Raw genomic sequence first — 15,482 nt, 5'->3', positions numbered from 1 at the left:
GCCCCGCCCGACGACGGCGCCCCTCGCCCTGCCCGACCGGCCCGGCTGGGTGCGGCTCGCCGCGGGTGCGGTGGTCCCGGGCGTCATCGCCGCCGCCGCGGCGCTCGCGGCCCTGCAGGTGTTCGTCCTCAACCCGTTGGCCGCCGCGCCCGGCGACCGCGGCCTCGGGAGGATCTACGCGGACCTGAGCGCGGCGGGCCAGCTCGGCGTCCCCTTCGTCCTGTCGGCCGTGATCCTGGCGGCCGGGCTCGGTGTGGCCGCGATCCTGTGGTTCCTCACGTGGCGTCGCGAGGAGGTCGACCCCCTGGCGGTCCTCGCCCTGGGCCTCGCCTCGCTCGTCGCCGCGTCCCCGGCCTACTTCATGGCCTCGTTCGGGCCGGGCATGGCGCTCGCGGACACCTACGGCGTCGGCGGGGGCGACCACAGCCCGTGGGCCTGGCCGATCTACGTGGTCAGCGTGCTGGCGTTGGCGGGGCTGGTCGCCGTCGTCGTGCTCCTGCTGCGCGGTCCGGCCGGCGGACTCGGCGCCCCGCGGCGCCGGGCCTAGGCTGGCGGGACCGACCTGACCACGACCCCACCAGGAGGACGCACATGACCATCCGCGCCGGCATCGTCGGATACGGGAACCTCGGACGCAGTGTGGAGAAGCTCGTGAAGCTCCAGCCGGACATGGAGCTGGTGGGCATCTTCTCGCGTCGCACCGGCCTGGACACGGACACGCCCGTGCTCCCGGCGGAGCGGGCCGCCGAGCACGCCGGGGAGATCGACGTGCTGTTCCTCTGCCTCGGCAGCGCCACGGACATCCCCGAGCAGGCGGCCGGCTACGCGCGGCACTTCACCACCGTGGACACCTACGACAACCACCAGCTCATCCCGCGGCACCGCTCCGAGATGGACGCCGCGGCCCGGGAGGGCGGGCACGTGGCGATGATCTCCACCGGCTGGGACCCGGGCCTGTTCTCGGTGAACCGGGTGCTGGGCGCGGCGCTGTTCCCGCAGCCGCAGCAGAACACGTTCTGGGGCAAGGGTCTCTCGCAGGGCCATTCCGACGCCGTCCGGCGGGTCCCCGGCGTGCGGCGCGGCGTGCAGTACACGATCCCCAGCGAGGAGGCGATCGCCGAGGCCCGCGCCGGACGGGGCGCCGAGATCACCGGCGCCTCCGCGCACGTGCGTGAGTGCTACGTGGTGGCCGACGAGGCCGACCACGCGGCCATCACCGAGGCCATCACCACGATGCCCGACTACTTCGCCCCGTACGAGACCACCGTGCACTTCATCTCCGAGGAGGAGTTCGAGCGCGACCACCAGGGCATGCCGCACGGCGGCCACGTCGTCACCTCGGGCGACCTCGGCGGCTCGCGCAGCGCTGTCGAGTTCGTGCTGGAGCTGGAGTCCAACCCCGACTTCACCGCCGCCGCGCAGGTCGCCTACGGCCGTGCCGCCGCGCGGCTGAAGGCCCAGGGGGAGACGGGGGCGCGCACCGTGCTCGAGGTCGCCCCGTACCTGCTCTCGCCCACGGGGCTGGACGAGCTGATCCGCCGGGACGTCTGAGCCGCGGCGAGGCGTCCGGCGCGTGACACCGGGCCGGGCGCCGCCGTCGTCGGCCTCAGGCCAGCAGCAGGGCGACGGCGATCATCGCCGGGATCGCGACGATCGTGGTGACCAGGATCGTGTCCTTCGAGACGCGCAGCCCCGCGTCGTAGCGCACGGCGGTGACGAACACGTTCTGTGCGGTCGGCAGGGAGGCCAGGACGACGGCGACGAACACGTGCCGCGCATCCAGGCCGAACACGAACTGCGCGAGCAGCCAGGCCAGCAGCGGATGCACCACCAGCTTCACCGCCGAGGCGAGCAGCACGTCCGCGCGTCGCCCGCCGGCCCGCTCGAGCGGCCGCGAGCCGACCAGCGACATGCCGAACGCCAGGAGCATCGCCGGGATGGACAGCCCGCCGATGAGCTCCACGGACTCCATGAGGGGGCCCGGCAACGACCAGCCGGTGAGGGAGAAGACCAGGCCGGCCACCGAGCCCAGGATCAGGGGGTTGGTGACCGTGTGGCGGACCTGGTCGGCCACGGCGCGCCCGGGGGAGCGGCGCACCGCCCGGCGCCGGCCCGCCGTCGTGCGTCGTCGGACCTCGCGCGCGGTGGCGGCGTCCATCGCGGCCACGTAGAGCGGCGTGTAGATCGCCAGCTGGAAGATGAGCGCCGGGGCGGCCAGGGCGGCGTCGCCGAGGACGTAGGCCGCGATGGGGATGCCGAGGTTCGCCGAGTTCACGAGCGAGGCGCTGAGCGCGGACATGATCCGCTCCGAGGCCGACCTGCCCTTCAGCAGCGGGACCGTCACCGCGAGGTACAGTGCGGCCGCGGTGAACGCGGACAGCGTGGCCACCCACAGCTGGGGGCCCAGCACGGCGCCCACGTCCGCGCGGGAGAGCGTGACGAACAGCAGCGCCGGGTTGCCGATGAAGAACGCCGCGCGGGAGAGCACGGTGCGGCCGTGCTCGCCGAGCACCCCCGTGCGCCCCACCAGGACGCCCACGAGGATGATCACCCACACGACCGCGAAGCCGGAGAGCACCTGGGTCACGGACGGGCCTCCACGGGTCGGGGTGGGGCGGTCCGCGGAGGGGTCAGGGGCATGGCGCGATCCTACGCCGCGGGCGTGGGCTAGCCTGGATCACGACGGCGGCGCCCACCGCCGAGCGCGCCACGCGGCCCGGCCCCGCGCGGCAGGGCCCTGCGGCCCGGCGCGAAGGGGAGCGGATCCTCGGGCCCACCCGCACGCGACGGACGTCGTCCCCGACCCGCGGCGCGGCATGGCCGGGAGCGCGCCGGCGAGGATGCACCATGACCCGTCAGTCCGACCTCAAGACCCTGATCCGCGCCCGCATGGCCGTCACCGGTGAGCGGTACACCGCCGCGGCGGCGGCCCTCGCCGACGAGTGGCAGTCCGCCGAGCGCTACCACGCGACCGTGCTCGCCCGCTTCTTCGACGGGGACCGGCTGCGCTCGATCCCTGCGCGTCGCAAGCCGCGGGTGGCCGTCCTTCTCGAGCTGCTGCGTCGCTTCGGAGCGGGCCGCGCCTACGCGGAGGCCGAGGTCAACGACCTGCTGCGCCCCGCCCACGAGGACGTGGCCACGCTGCGTCGCGAACTCGTGGACTACGGGTTCCTCGCCCGCGCCGACGGCGTCTACCGGCTGGCGGACGCCGGGCCCGACCTCGACCCGCGCTTCGCCGCAGACCTGCCGGTCGACCTGGAACGCCGGCTGCGCGAGATCCGCGCGGGCCGTTGAGGGGAGCGGGACCCCACGCGGCGACCTGGAACGCCAGCGGTCGGTATGACGCCGGAATGTGGCCGCATTCCGACGTCTTGCGTTCCCGGTGCGGCCGTGGCGGGACGGCGTGGAGCGACACGGCCGCGGGTCCCTCGCGTGAGGGGCCCGGGGCCGTCGTCGTGGCGTGGAGCGGGCGACGGGAATCGAACCCGCGTATCTTGCTTGGGAAGCAAGCGCTCTACCATTGAGCTACGCCCGCGCAACCGCTCGGCTTCCGCCTGCGGCGCGGGCACCACCATACACCAGCCCGGCCGTGCGACCGGCCCCGCGTCGTCATCGAGCCCCGCGGTCCCGTACGTCAGTGCACCGGGTCCGCTGCGGCGACCTCGCGCGCCCGCACCCGCCGCGTCGCCGCCCGGGCGCGCGAACGACCGAACGCGTCCGCGTACCGCGTGAGCACCGGCCCGGCGATCACGATGGAGAACTCCCCGCGGATGGTCAGGGCCGCACCCGCGCGCCAGCGGCCGGCCACGCCGTTTCCCGAACGAAAGCGCACCAGGGGCCGCCGTTTCCCGAACGAAAGCGCGCCGGGGGCCGCTGGTAGAGTCCGAACCGCGCCCGGCCGCGGCCGGACGCGTCCGGCAGCCCCCGTCCCGGAAGGACGTCCCATGCGCGACACCACGGCCGACGCGGCCCAGGTCCCCGCCCGCCCCGACGACGCGGCGGTGTACCGCTACCTCGCGTTCGGGGAGGCGGACCGCCCCTTCCTCGTCGGCGGTCCCCGGCCCGCACCGCTGGCCCCCGCCGCGACACCGTCCCCGGTCGCCGACCTCGAGCCGGTCCGCGCCGCGATCCGCGCCCACGGCGGCCCCCTGGCCTCGACCGCGCACGTGTGCGGCCGCCCCGCCCCGACGCCTTCGGCCGCCGACGCGTCCCGCGGCCTGCGCGGTGCCGCGCGCACCCTGACCGCGACCCGCCGCGACGTCGCCGCACGCCTGGCCGACTCCCGCGAGCGCGCCGACGTGCCCGTCGAGGCGCTGCTGAACTCGGCCTTCGTCGACGCCCACGCGGACGAGCGCCCCGCCGATCGCGGCGTGCCGCGCGGGCGGCTCGCCGGCCTGGTGGACGCCGTCCTCCCGCCGGCCCGCCACGCGGACGACGACGCCGCGGCCGGCCTGCTGCTCGCCCTGCGCGAGCCGGTCCGCGAGGTGTTCGCCTCCGACTCGTTCGCCGCCCGCCCGTACGCCGACGCGCCCACCGTCCGCGCGCTCTTCGAGGACTTCCTCGCCCACCCGCGCCGGCACGACCCCGAGCGCTTCTGGCGCCTGCTCAACCTCGAGCTCTGGCTGCGCGACGCGGTGGACGCGGACGCCGCCCCGCCACCGCGGTCGACGAGGCCCCCACCGCCCCGGCACCGGCCAAACCGGACCACGAGCCGAACCCGGGCAAGGAGCTCGACCTGGTCTCCGCCGAGGACGGCCGCCGCTACCGCCGCTTCCCTGTGCAGACCGGCCTGGTGGACCGGGACACGGACCTGCAGGCCTACCTGCGCGGCGAGATTGAGGACTTCTTCCGCGACCTGCCCGCGGACGCGATGCCGCAGGACGCCCCGTGGCACTTCTCCGTGTCCGAGAAGATCGTGGCCATCACCCAGGGTCGCTCCTACTACACGTGGGAGGTCCGCCCCTCCGTGGCCGCGCGCGCCCTCTCCCGCCTGGTCACCCGCACGCCCGCGGGCATCGGCCTGGGCGATCCCACCACCATGCAGCTGGCCATCCAGGAGGCCGGACTGCCGCGCATCGTGCTCTCCGCGGCCGCCGGCGCCGCCGGCAAGGTCGCCGGCAAGCGCGGTGTGTTCTACAACGTGGTGGGCGGCAACGTCCGCGCGATCGACGGGCCCACCACCTACTCCACGTTCCCGGCCAACGTCTCGGCCAAGCTGCCGCCGGCCGAGCCGGACCGGGTGGCCGCCGAGGTCTCGGCGATGATCCGGGCGGCGGACATCCCGGCCTGGGCGAAGGCCTCCTTCGCCGGCACCGTCGTGATGGACGCCAACGACATCGGCCGCAACGCCCTCGGCAAGGACACGGCCGCGTCGGCCGCCGCCCTCGAGGCCGCCTTCGCGGACAACCCGCTGGGCCAGGGCCGCGAGCGCACCCCGCTGGCCGTCGTCGTGCGGATGGACTGAGCCGTGCTGCTCTCCGACCGCGACATCCGCGCCGAGCTCGACTCCGGGCGCGTGGGCCTGGACCCCCTCGACCCGACGATGGTCCAGCCCGCGTCCGTGGACGTGCGCCTGGACCGGTTCTTCCGGCTCTTCGACAACCACCGGTACGCGCACATCGACCCGCGCCAGGAGCAGGACGAGCTGACCCGGCTGGTGGAGGTGGACCCGGACGAGGCCTTCATCCTGCATCCGGGGGAGTTCGTGCTCGGCTCCACCTATGAGCAGGTCACGCTGCCGGACGACCTCGCCGCCCGCCTCGAGGGCAAGTCCTCGCTGGGGCGGCTGGGCCTGCTGACGCACTCGACCGCCGGGTTCATCGACCCCGGGTTCTCCGGGCACGTCACGCTCGAGCTGTCCAACGTGGCCACGCTGCCCATCACGCTGTGGCCGGGGATGAAGATCGGCCAGCTGTGCTTCTTCCGGCTCTCTTCGGCGGCCCAGTCGCCGTACGGCACCGGGGCCAACCAGAACCGGTACCAGGGTCAGCGCGGGCCCACGGCCTCCCGGGCGCACCGCGACTTCCACCTCACCCGCATCGAACGATGACCGACGTCGCGCTCCCGCCGGTCGCCTCCGCCGCCCCGCGCCGCCAGGTGGCCGCGTGGGCGCTGTGGGACTGGGGCTCGGCCGCGTTCAACGCGGTCATGGTCACCTTCGTGTTCGGCACCTACCTGGCCTCGGACGCGTTCGGGCCGGACGAGCGGGGCACGGCGTGGCTGTCCACGGCCCTGGCGATCGCCGGCGTCGTGATCGCCCTGACCGCGCCCGTGATGGGCCGGCGCGCGGACGGCGCGGGCCGGCGCCGCCTCTGGCTGGGGGTGATGACGGCGGCGGTGATCGCGTGCACCGCGGCGTGCTTCTTCGTCACGCCCCGGGAGTCCTCCCTGCTGCTGGGCGTCACCCTGATCGCCCTGGGCACCGTGTTCTTCGAGTTCGCGGAGGTGCAGGTCAACGCGATCCTCGTGCAGATCTCGACGCCGGCCACGATCGGCCGGATCTCGGGGATCGGCTGGGGAGCGGGCTACCTCGGCGGGATCCTGCTGCTGCTGATCGTGTTCGTGGGCTTCGTCTCGGGGGACGCGCACTGGTTCGGGATCACGGAGGACGAGGGGCTGAACATCCGGGTCGTGGCGCTGGTGGCCGCGGCGTGGTTCCTGGTGTTCGCGATCCCGGTGCTGGTGGCCGTGCCGGACCCGGCGCCCGCCCCGGCGGCGGACGGCGGGCCGCGCCGTGAGTCGGTGCTGGGCTCCTACCGCGAGCTCGGGGCCACGCTGGCCCGGATGTGGCGCGAGGACCGGAACACGCTGTGGTTCCTCGTGGCCTCGGCGGTGTTCCGCGACGGCGTGGGCGCGGTGTTCGTCTACGGCGCCATCCTGGGCACCACGGTCTACGGGCTGGCGGCCTCGGACGTGGTCCTGTTCGCGATCGCGGCCAACGTGGTGGCCGCCCTGGGCGCCTTCGTGGGCGGGCAGCTCGACGACGCAGTCGGCCCGCGCCGGGTGATCCTCGGTTCGCTGGCCGCCATGGTCCTCGTGGCCGGGGCGCTGTTCTTCGCCTCGGGCACCCTCGCGTTCTGGGTCGGCGGGCTGGCGCTGTGCCTGTTCGTGGGCCCGGTGCAGTCGGCCTCGCGCGCGTTCCTGGGCCGGCTCACCACGCCGCGGACGGCGGGCGAGGTGTTCGGGCTGTATGCCACCACGGGCCGCGCGGTCGGGTTCATCACGCCCGCGCTCGTGACGCTCGCGCTCGCCCTGCACCCGGACAACCGGGTGGTCATCCCCGTGATCGCCGTCGTGCTCGTGGCCGGTGGGCTGCTGTTCGCCCGGGTCACGGAACCGATCACGCGGAGCGCGGAATCGGTCCGCTGACCCCGGACCGAGGGCGTCCCTCCGCTAGGCTGGACCGGACCCTCGCCCGTGTCTGACGAAGGGACCGCATGCTCGTCACCCTGACCGCGCTCTTCGTCGTCGCGCTCGCCGCCCCGGTGATCTTCCGGTGGACGGGACGTCAGGGGTTCTATCTGCTCGCCGCCGCTCCCGCGGCGGGTTTCGTCTGGCTGCTCACCCAGCTGCCGCACGTGTTCGCGCTGCAGGAGGCGCTCGACGCCGGCCGGCCGGTCCCGGCCTCGGCGGCGCACCTGGACCGGTCCCTGCCCTGGGTGCCGTCCCTGGACATCACGCTCGCGTTCCGCATGGACGCGCTCTCCGCGTTCATGTCCCTGATCGTGCTCGGCGTCGGTGCGCTGGTGCTGGCGTACTGTGCCCGCTACTTCCGGGAGCACGAGGCGAAGGACGCCGTGTTCGGCGGCCAGCTGCTGGCCTTCGCCGGCGCGATGTTCGGCCTCGTCACCACGGACGACCTCATGGTGCTCTACACCTTCTGGGAGGTCACCTCCGTCCTGTCCTTCCTGCTGATCGGCTACTCCGGCCACCGCATCTTCGCGCGCCGCTCGGCCATCACCGCGCTGATCGTCACCACGGTCGGCGGCCTGGCCATGCTGGCGGGCCTGATCATGCTGGCCCACATGGCCGGCTCCTGGCGGATCTCCGGCGTGCTGGCCGCGGCCCCCGGTCTCCTCGCGGACGACGGCGGGCGCGTCCTGCTCGAGGTCGCCGTCGGCCTCGTGCTGATCGGTGCGCTGACCAAGTCCGCCCAGGCGCCGTTCCACTTCTGGCTGCCGGGCGCGATGGCCGCCCCGACCCCGGTCTCGGCCTACCTGCACGCGGCCGCGATGGTGAAGGCCGGTGTCTTCCTCGTGGCCCGTCTGGCCCCGGAGTTCCACGGCCTCGCCATGTGGCAGGTCCTCGTGATCGGCGTGGGTCTGTGGACCCTGCTGCTCGGCGGCTGGCGGGCCCTGCGGCAGACCGACGTCAAGCTCGTGCTCGCCTACGGCACGGTCTCCCAGCTCGGCTTCCTCATGGTGGCCAACGGGCTGGGCGTCCGCGACGCGGCGCTGGCCGGCCTCGCGATGCTTCTGGCGCACGCCCTGTTCAAGGCCCCGCTGTTCATGGTGGTCGGCATCATCGACCACGAGGCCGGCACCCGCGACCTGCGCGAGCTCTCCGGCATCGGCCGCCGCCATCCCGTGCTCGCCGCCGTCGCCGTCCTGGCCGCCGCCTCCATGGCCGGCCTGCCCCCGCTGTTCGGGTTCGTGGCCAAGGAGGCGGTCCTGCAGAGCCTGACAGACCACGGCGCGGGCCACGGCGGCCTGCTGGCGTGGGCGCCCCTCGTGCTGATGGCCGCGGGGTCCGTGCTCACCGTGGCCTACACGTGGCGCTTCCTCTGGGGCGCCTTCGCCACCAAGCGCACCCCCGACGGCGCCGCCGTGCCCGCCACCCGATTCCACACGCGCGTGACCTTCCTCGAGCTCGCCCCCGCCGCGCTGCTGGCGCTCACCGGTCTGGTGCTCGCGGTCCTGCCCGGGCCCCTCGAGCGCCTGCTGGCCGCCCACACGGCCACGATCCCGGCCCTGGACCCGGCCGCGTCTCCGGCCCACCTGGCCCTCTGGCACGGCTGGACGCCCGCCCTCGCCGTCTCCGCCGCGGTGTGGCTGCTCGGCGCCCTGCTCGCCCTCGGCCGGCCCCGGTTCGAGGCGTTCCAGCGCCGCGTCGAGTTCCCGGTCGACGCCCTGCGCACGTACCGGAAGATCACCGGCGCCCTCGACGAGGCCGCCATCTGGGTCACGGGCCGCACCCAGACCGGCTCCCTGCGGCGCTACCTGGCCATCATCCTCACGACGGCGGCCGGTCTGCCCCTCGCCTTCCTCCTGTTCCCCGTCGGGCGGGAGGACCGCGTCCTGGCCACCGCGTTCCTCGACGGGGACCTCCTCTGGGCGGAGAGCCCGGCGCAGCTGGTCATCGTCCTCATGATCGCCGTGGCCACCGTGTTCGCCGTCCGCGCCCGTCGCCGGTTCATGGCGATCATGCTGGTGTCCGTGACCGGCTACGGCTCGGCCGCCCTGTTCGCCCTGCGCGGCGCCCCGGACCTGGCGATCACCCAGGTGCTCGTGGAGTCGATCATCCTGGTCACCGTGGTCCTGGGCCTGCGCGTGCTGCCTCCGGACTGGCACACCCGCCGCACCGGGTCGCGGCGGCTCGGGCGGCTGACCGTGGCCGTCGGCTTCGCCGTGTCCATGATGTGGATCGCCGCCACCGCCCTGACCGCCCGCACCGCCGAGCCCATCTCCCTGGCCATGCCGGAGCAGGCCTACGTCCACGGCCACGGGCTGAACGCGGTCAACGTGACCCTCGTGGACCTGCGCGGGTGGGACACGTGGGGCGAGATCACGGTGCTCGCCGCCGCGGCCACGGGGGTGGCCTCGCTGATCTTCCTGCAGCACCGGGACGGGCGCACCCGCAGCATCGACGACGTCGCCCCCGGCTCCGTCGGCGATTTCGGCGCCGACTCCTCGCTCGGGGCGCGCGAGCTGTCCGTCGTGCGCAGCTTCGCCGTGGACGACCGCGAGGGCCAGTGGCTCGTGGCGGGGCACACGATGGCCCCCGAACGGCGCTCGATCATCCTGGAGGTGGTCACCCGCTTCCTGTTCCCGATCATGATGCTGCTGTCCGTGTACCTGCTGCTGGCCGGGCACAACACGCCGGGCGGCGGCTTCGCGGGCGGCCTGCTGGCCGGGTTGGCCCTGACGCTGCGGTTCCTGGCCGGCGGCCGCTTCGAGCTGCAGGAGGCCTCGCTCATCCCGGCCGGCGCCATGCTCGGCCTGGGCCTGGCGATCGCCACGGCCACCGGCCTGGCGCCGCTGTTCTTCGGCGGTCAGGTGCTGCAGTCCGCCGTCGTCGAGTTCACCGACCTGCCGCTGTTCGGCGACTCCCTGAAGCTCGTCTCGGCCACCGCGTTCGACATCGGCGTGTACTTCGTGGTCGTGGGCCTCGTGATGGACGTGCTGCGCTCGCTCGGCGGTGAGGTGGACCGCCGAGGCGAGGAGGCCCGCCGCGCGCGGGCGCGCGCCGCGGCCCGCCGTCGCCACCCCCGCATGGCCACCCCGTCCACGCCGAAGCCCGAGGAGGCCACCCCGTGACGACCGTCGACCTGGCCCTGCTCGCCGCGATGGGCGTGATGTTCGCCGGCGGCATCCACCTCGTGCTCGAGCGCAACCTGACCCGCATCCTGATCGGCGTCATGCTGATCAACAACGCCGCCGTCCTGCTGCTGTTCCTCTCGTCCGGCGGCACGGGTGCGGCCCCCCTGTTCGTGCCGGGCCGCGACCCGCGGGAGTACGCGGACACCCTGCCGCAGGCGCTGATCCTCACCGCGATCGTGATCGGCTTCGCCGTGATCGCGTTCCTGACCGCCATGATCTACCGCTCGTGGCTGCTCATCCGCGAGGACGAGGTCGAGGTGGATGCGGAGGACGTCAAGATCGCCCGGATGCCCGCCTGGGACGCGGAGGACGACGCGGAGCTCGTGGAGGAGTCCTCCGAGTTCCTGGACGACGCCGCGGACCCCAACGCCCACTACGAGCACGCCACGGAGTCCCGACCCCACGTGCGCCACGCCTCGCCCACGCCGCCCGCCCATCCCGGCCCGGCGTCCGTCGTCCGTGCCCACCGCGCCGACGGGGGGCCGCGCCCGTGAGCATCGGCACCCTCCCCCTGACCGACCTGGCCCCGTTGGCCGTCATGCTGCCCGTGCTGGGCGCGGCCGTGACCTTCATGCTCGTGCGCCGCCCCCGCGCGCAGATCACCGTCACGGTCTCCGCGCTCGTGCTCACCCTCGTGCTGGACGCGCTGCTGCTGGCCTCGGTCTGGGACACCGGGGTCGCGGCCGTCCACCTCGGCGGCTGGCCTGCCCCGCTGGGCATCAGCCTCGTGGTGGACCGGCTCTCGGCCCTCATGCTCGTGGTGTCGGCGCTGATCACCCTGGCGGTGCTGCTGTACGCCTCGGCCCAGGGGCTGATCAACCGGGACGAGGGCGGACCGGTCTCGATCTTCCACCCCACGTTCCTGATCCTCGTTGCGGGCGTGTCCAACGCGTTCCTCGCCGGCGACCTGTTCAACCTCTACGTGGGCTTCGAGATCCTCCTGACGTCCTCCTACGTGCTGCTGACCATGGGCGGCACGGCCCAGCGGATCCGCGCGGGCGTCACCTACGTGGTGGTCTCCGTGATCTCCTCGGTGGTGTTCCTGATCGCGATCGCGATGATCTACGCGGCCACCGGCACCGTGAACATGGCGGACCTGGCCGTGAAGCTGGGCGAACTGCCCACCGACGTGCAGATGGTCCTGCACGTGCTGCTCCTGGTGGGCTTCGGCATCAAGGCGGCCGTGTTCCCGCTCTCCTTCTGGCTGCCGGACTCGTACCCCACCGCGCCCGCCCCGGTGACCGCGGTGTTCGCGGGCCTGCTCACCAAGGTCGGCGTATACGCGATGATCCGCACCGAGACGCTGCTCTTCCCCGGGGAGCACGTCAACGCGCTCCTGCTAGTGGTGGCCGCGCTGACCATGGTGGTGGGCATCCTCGGCGCGCTGGCCCAGACGGACATCAAGCGCATCCTGTCCTTCATCCTCGTCTCCCACATCGGCTACATGATCTTCGGCCTGGGCCTGGCCACGGAGGCGGGGCTGGCGGCCACCGTGTACTACGTGGCCCACCACATCACCGTGCAGACCGCGCTCTTCCTCGTCACGGGCCTGATCGAGAACCGCGCCGGCACCGCGAACATCGACCGCCTCGGGTCCCTGGCGAAGGTCTCCCCGTTCGTGAGCGTCCTGTTCCTCGTGCCCGCGCTCAACCTCGGCGGCATCCCGCCGTTCTCCGGCTTCCTCGGCAAGGTCGGCCTGCTGCGCGGCGGCGTCGAGCAGGCCACGCCCCTGGCGTACACGCTGGTGGGCGTGTCCCTGCTCGTGTCCCTGCTGACCCTGCTCGTGGTGGTGCGCGTGTGGACCCGCGCGTTCTGGCGCCGCGTCGAGGACGTGGAGCACCCGCCCGCCCAGCTCGTGGCCGCCTACGAGCGGGCCGTCGCCCGTGGCGAGCGCCCCCGCCCGCTCGAGCGGGGCCTCGTGCTGCCCACCACGGCGCTCGTGGGCCTGACGCTGGTGTTCACGGTGGCCGCCGGCCCGCTGTTCGCCCTGTCCGACGACGCCGCCACGGACATGCTCGACCGCTCGCCCTACATCGCGGCGGTGCTCGACGACGCCGCGGCCGAGCGGGCCGCGGCCACCCTCAGCGTCGACCCGACGGAGGTGCACGATGCCCGGAAGTGACTCCGCTCGCCGCGACGTGGTGCGCCCCGACCGGATCCGGGGCATCGTGGCCCAGTGGCCGCTGATCCTCGTGATGGTGGCCGTGTGGTGCGCCCTGTGGCAGGACTTCGCTCCGCACGTGGCCCTGACCGGCCTCGCCTTCGCGCTGCTGATCATCGGGCTCTTCCCGATGCCGGACATCCCGTTCAGCGGCCGTCTGAACCCCTGGTGGTCCCTCGTGTTCACGGTGCGGTTCCTCGTCGACGTCGTGCGCGCCTCGGTCAACGTGACCGGGGTGGTGCTGCTGCGTGGCCGCCGCGCCCGCGGCTCGATCGTGAGCGTCCCGCTGCGCAGTCACGACGACCTCATCATCACGCTCGTCAGCCACGCCCTGGCCCTGGTGCCGGGCTCGATCGTGCTGGACGTGGACCGGGTCCGCTCCGTCCTGTACCTGCACGTGCTCGACGCGACCACGGACGAGGACGTGGAGGGCTTCCGCGCCAAGGCCCTCGACGTGGAGGCGGGCATCATCCGCGCCGTCGGCACGCGTGAGGACCTCGAGCTGGTCCGCCGCTTCCCGAGTTCGGCGCCCCCCGCCGCCCGCCCCCCGAAGGAGGAGGCCTGATGGACCCGATGGACCTGGCCACGTGGGCCGGCGGGGCGCTGCTCGTGGTCGGCGCCCTCGGCGCGCTCTACCGGATCGTGCGCGGCCCCTCGCTGCTGGACCGGGCGATCGCCACGGACGTCCTGCTCGTGGTGTTCTCCGGGATGCTCGTCCTGGAGATGGCCGTGCACCGCCACACGCACCACGTGGTCCTCGTGGTGCTGGCCGCCGCGGTCGGCTTCGTCGGCTCGGTGACGGTGGCGCGCTTCGCGGAGGACCGGCGCCCGGACCACTCGCTCGAGGACCAGGCGCGCGTGCCCGGCACCACGGACGTGCCGGGCGGGGAGGAGGGCCGATGACCGACACCGCCACGCTCCTGGACTGGCTGGCCGCGTTCCTGATCGTCAGCGGCGCCTTCTTCTCCCTGGTGGCCGGCGTGGGCCTGCTCGTGCTGCCGGACCTGCTGGCCCGCATGCACGCCGCCGCCAAGCCGCAGGTCCTCGGCCTGCTGCTCATGCTCGCGGGGCTGGCGATCGAGTGGCGCTCGTGGGTGTGGCTGCCCGTGCTGTTCCTGGCCTGGGTCACCCAGATGGTCACGGCCCCGGTGGCCTCCCACCTGGTGGGCCGCACGGGCTACCGCACCAAGCACGCCCGCCGTGAGCTGCTGCACCGGGACGAGCTGGCCGCCGTCGTCCGTCGGGCCGAGCCCCCGGCGGACCCCGGGCCGCGCCGCGCCGGTGCCCGGCCACGCGGGCGCCGCTGACACCACCCCGCACAGCACGACGGCCGCCGTCCGGATCCCTCCGGGCGGCGGCCGTCGTCGTGGTGGTCGCGGGCGGCTCAGACCTCGTGGTCCACGCGGTGCGCGGTGGACTCGGACACCTTGCGGATCGCGGCGCCGGCGCCGCGCTGGCCGGCGACCTTCAGCAGCGCCGCGACGCCCGCGGAGATGAACGCGAAGGACAGGGCCTCGACGAGGGGCAGCGTCTCGTCGGCCGCGTCGTCCGGGGCGCTGTGGCCGGTGACGAGCCGCCAGCCGCCCGCGACCACGCGGGAGCCGACGATGCCGCCGACCAGCGTGATGCCGGCGGACAGGGCTTTCTGGACGAGCGTGTTCATGGTGCGCCTTCCGTGGTCGGGGATATCACGTGCGGTTGCGGTCGCGGCCGACGACGTCGGACGGGCCGGTCTCCAGCCTAGCCCGCGGTGGGCACCGGGTCGCCGCTGACGTGCCGGCCGGGATCGCCGTCGGCGTCCAGATGGGCCTGCAGCATGCCGGTGAGCTCGTGGTCCACGGGGATCTCGACGCCGTCGACGGCGCGCACCGGCAGGACGCCGCGCACCGAGGAGACGAGCCAGACGCCCTCGGCACCCTGGAGGTCCGCCGGGACGAGCGGGCCGTAGCCGAGCTCCCAGCCGTCCGCGTGGGCGGCCGCGAAGATCACGGCCTGCGACGTGCCGGCGAGGATGCCCTTCTGGCGCAGCGGGGTGAGGAGGCGGCGGACGCCGTCCTCCCCGGTGCGCACGATCAGCACCGTGGAGGTGGGGCCCTCGAGCAGGTAGCCGTCCGCGCTGGTGAAGACGACGTCGTCGGCGCCGTGGTCGCGGGCGTGGCGCAGGGCGGCCATGTTCACGGCGTAGGAGAGGGTCTTGGCGCCCGTGAGCAGCCACGGGGAGCGCTCCGGCGCCCGGGAGTCCAGGCCGCGGTCCAGCAGGAGCACGCGCAGCCCGGTGCGGCGCTCCTCGTCCTCGACGGCGGGGGCGGGGCTGAGCAGCGCCCAGGCGGAGGGCTCGGGCACGGCGCCGGGCGCGGCCTCGGGCCCGCGGGTGACGGTCAGGCGCACGGAGAGGCGGTCCCCGGCGGCCACGTCGTTGGCCGCGGCGAAGGCCTGCAGGCCCCGCTCGACGGCGGCCTCCCACGCCGCGGCGCTCGGCGCCGGCAGCTGCAGGGCGGCGGCCGAGGAGGCCAGGCGCCCCAGGTGGGCGCCGAGCTTGCGCATCCGCAGCACCCCGGCCTCGTCCGCGACGGCGAGCGCGGTCTCGAACAGGCCGTCGCCGCGCGTGACGCCCTGGTCGCTCACGCGCAGGTGCGGGACGGCGGGGTCGGCCACGCGGGGCAGGCGGGCGCCGTCCGCGCCGGCCTCGAGCAGCACGAGGACGGGCTCGCCGGGGGAGGGGG

General features: G+C 74.2%; 15 protein-coding genes, 1 tRNA gene and 1 pseudogene. 12 read left to right on the top strand and 5 right to left on the bottom strand.

The window, feature by feature from the left end; genetic code table 11:
• Together J1M40_RS01285 and J1M40_RS01280 are read left to right on the top strand one after the other, a co-directional pair.
• The coding region (locus J1M40_RS01285; protein ID WP_206450379.1) for a hypothetical protein at positions 1-547 on the top strand (547 nt) is incomplete at its 5' end.
• 44 nt (positions 548-591) lie between these two features.
• Positions 592-1,551: a diaminopimelate dehydrogenase gene (locus J1M40_RS01280; protein WP_020626110.1), complete on the top strand. Its 960-nt coding sequence runs from the start codon at positions 592-594 to the stop codon at positions 1,549-1,551.
• A gap of 55 nt (positions 1,552-1,606) precedes the next feature.
• On the opposite strand, the gene J1M40_RS01275 is transcribed toward J1M40_RS01280, so the two are convergent.
• Positions 1,607-2,587, bottom strand: a complete 981-nt coding sequence (locus J1M40_RS01275) for an AEC family transporter (protein ID WP_036317140.1) — start codon at positions 2,585-2,587, stop codon at positions 1,607-1,609.
• Between the two features lie 260 nt (positions 2,588-2,847).
• Between J1M40_RS01275 and J1M40_RS01270 the strand changes: the two genes are divergently transcribed.
• A complete protein-coding gene (locus J1M40_RS01270; protein WP_100059254.1) occupies positions 2,848-3,294 on the top strand; it encodes a DUF2087 domain-containing protein in 447 nt (148 codons plus the stop codon).
• Between the two features lie 167 nt (positions 3,295-3,461).
• Here the strand turns inward: J1M40_RS01270 and J1M40_RS01265 are convergent.
• A tRNA-Gly gene (locus tag J1M40_RS01265) sits at positions 3,462-3,535 on the bottom strand.
• 99 nt (positions 3,536-3,634) lie between these two features.
• Positions 3,635-3,808, bottom strand: a complete 174-nt coding sequence (locus J1M40_RS01260) for a hypothetical protein (protein ID WP_223247468.1) — start codon at positions 3,806-3,808, stop codon at positions 3,635-3,637.
• Between the two features lie 984 nt (positions 3,809-4,792).
• On the opposite strand from J1M40_RS01260, the gene J1M40_RS12555 reads away from it, so the two are divergent.
• From J1M40_RS12555 to mnhG, 9 genes and pseudogenes are all read left to right on the top strand, one after another.
• A complete protein-coding gene (locus J1M40_RS12555) occupies positions 4,793-5,464 on the top strand; it encodes a hypothetical protein (protein WP_241251960.1) in 672 nt (223 codons plus the stop codon).
• A 3-nt stretch (positions 5,465-5,467) separates the two neighbouring features.
• Positions 5,468-6,049, top strand: a complete 582-nt coding sequence (dcd, locus tag J1M40_RS01250) for a dCTP deaminase (RefSeq protein ID WP_102708542.1) — start codon at positions 5,468-5,470, stop codon at positions 6,047-6,049.
• Positions 5,986-7,368: pseudogene (locus J1M40_RS01245) on the top strand (MFS transporter); the annotation flags it as partial. The gene dcd and the pseudogene J1M40_RS01245, both read left to right, overlap by 64 nt.
• A 68-nt stretch (positions 7,369-7,436) precedes the next feature.
• A complete protein-coding gene (locus tag J1M40_RS01240; protein WP_144819991.1) occupies positions 7,437-10,535 on the top strand; it encodes a Na+/H+ antiporter subunit A in 3,099 nt (1,032 codons plus the stop codon).
• Positions 10,532-11,092, top strand: a complete 561-nt coding sequence (locus tag J1M40_RS01235) for a sodium:proton antiporter (protein WP_070708910.1) — start codon at positions 10,532-10,534, stop codon at positions 11,090-11,092. Before J1M40_RS01240 ends, J1M40_RS01235 begins: the two co-directional genes overlap by 4 nt.
• Positions 11,089-12,720: a Na+/H+ antiporter subunit D gene (locus J1M40_RS01230; protein ID WP_206450378.1), complete on the top strand. Its 1,632-nt coding sequence runs from the start codon at positions 11,089-11,091 to the stop codon at positions 12,718-12,720. Before J1M40_RS01235 ends, J1M40_RS01230 begins: the two co-directional genes overlap by 4 nt.
• The gene (locus J1M40_RS01225) at positions 12,707-13,324 is read left to right on the top strand and encodes a Na+/H+ antiporter subunit E (RefSeq protein ID WP_206450377.1); all 618 of its coding nucleotides are present in this window, start codon (positions 12,707-12,709) and stop codon (positions 13,322-13,324) included. Before J1M40_RS01230 ends, J1M40_RS01225 begins: the two co-directional genes overlap by 14 nt.
• Entirely contained in the window at positions 13,324-13,662 is a 339-nt protein-coding gene (locus tag J1M40_RS01220) for a monovalent cation/H+ antiporter complex subunit F (RefSeq protein WP_073116705.1), read from the top strand. Before J1M40_RS01225 ends, J1M40_RS01220 begins: the two co-directional genes overlap by 1 nt.
• A complete protein-coding gene (mnhG, locus tag J1M40_RS01215) occupies positions 13,659-14,066 on the top strand; it encodes a monovalent cation/H(+) antiporter subunit G (RefSeq protein WP_129867214.1) in 408 nt (135 codons plus the stop codon). The genes J1M40_RS01220 and mnhG overlap by 4 nt, the downstream gene beginning before the upstream one ends.
• Before the next feature lie 77 nt (positions 14,067-14,143).
• On the opposite strand, the gene J1M40_RS01210 is transcribed toward mnhG, so the two are convergent.
• Entirely contained in the window at positions 14,144-14,422 is a 279-nt protein-coding gene (locus J1M40_RS01210; RefSeq protein WP_036317169.1) for a DUF4235 domain-containing protein, read from the bottom strand.
• Between the two features lie 77 nt (positions 14,423-14,499).
• A partial coding sequence (locus J1M40_RS01205; protein WP_206450376.1) for an aminotransferase class IV occupies positions 14,500-15,482 on the bottom strand: 983 nt, incomplete at its 5' end.

The sequence above is a fragment of the Micrococcus sp. KRD026 genome (assembly GCF_017168445.1).
Classification (GTDB): domain Bacteria; phylum Actinomycetota; class Actinomycetes; order Actinomycetales; family Micrococcaceae; genus Micrococcus; species Micrococcus luteus.
The sequence above is the reverse complement of the archived record's forward strand: the minus strand, read 5'-3'. Positions and strand labels throughout refer to the sequence as shown.

What these genes read in the sequence shown, in the direction of transcription:
- J1M40_RS01280 (WP_020626110.1), top strand. Translation starts at nt 592, where the DNA reads ATGACCATCCGCGCCGGCATCGTCGGATACGGGAACCTCGGACGCAGT.
- mnhG (WP_129867214.1), top strand. Translation starts at nt 13,659, where the DNA reads ATGACCGACACCGCCACGCTCCTGGACTGGCTGGCCGCGTTCCTGATC.
- J1M40_RS01210 (WP_036317169.1), bottom strand. Translation starts at nt 14,422, where the DNA reads ATGAACACGCTCGTCCAGAAAGCCCTGTCCGCCGGCATCACGCTGGTC.
- J1M40_RS01225 (WP_206450377.1), top strand. Translation starts at nt 12,707, where the DNA reads ATGCCCGGAAGTGACTCCGCTCGCCGCGACGTGGTGCGCCCCGACCGG.
- J1M40_RS01220 (WP_073116705.1), top strand. Translation starts at nt 13,324, where the DNA reads ATGGACCCGATGGACCTGGCCACGTGGGCCGGCGGGGCGCTGCTCGTG.
- J1M40_RS01270 (WP_100059254.1), top strand. Translation starts at nt 2,848, where the DNA reads ATGACCCGTCAGTCCGACCTCAAGACCCTGATCCGCGCCCGCATGGCC.
- J1M40_RS01240 (WP_144819991.1), top strand. Translation starts at nt 7,437, where the DNA reads ATGCTCGTCACCCTGACCGCGCTCTTCGTCGTCGCGCTCGCCGCCCCG.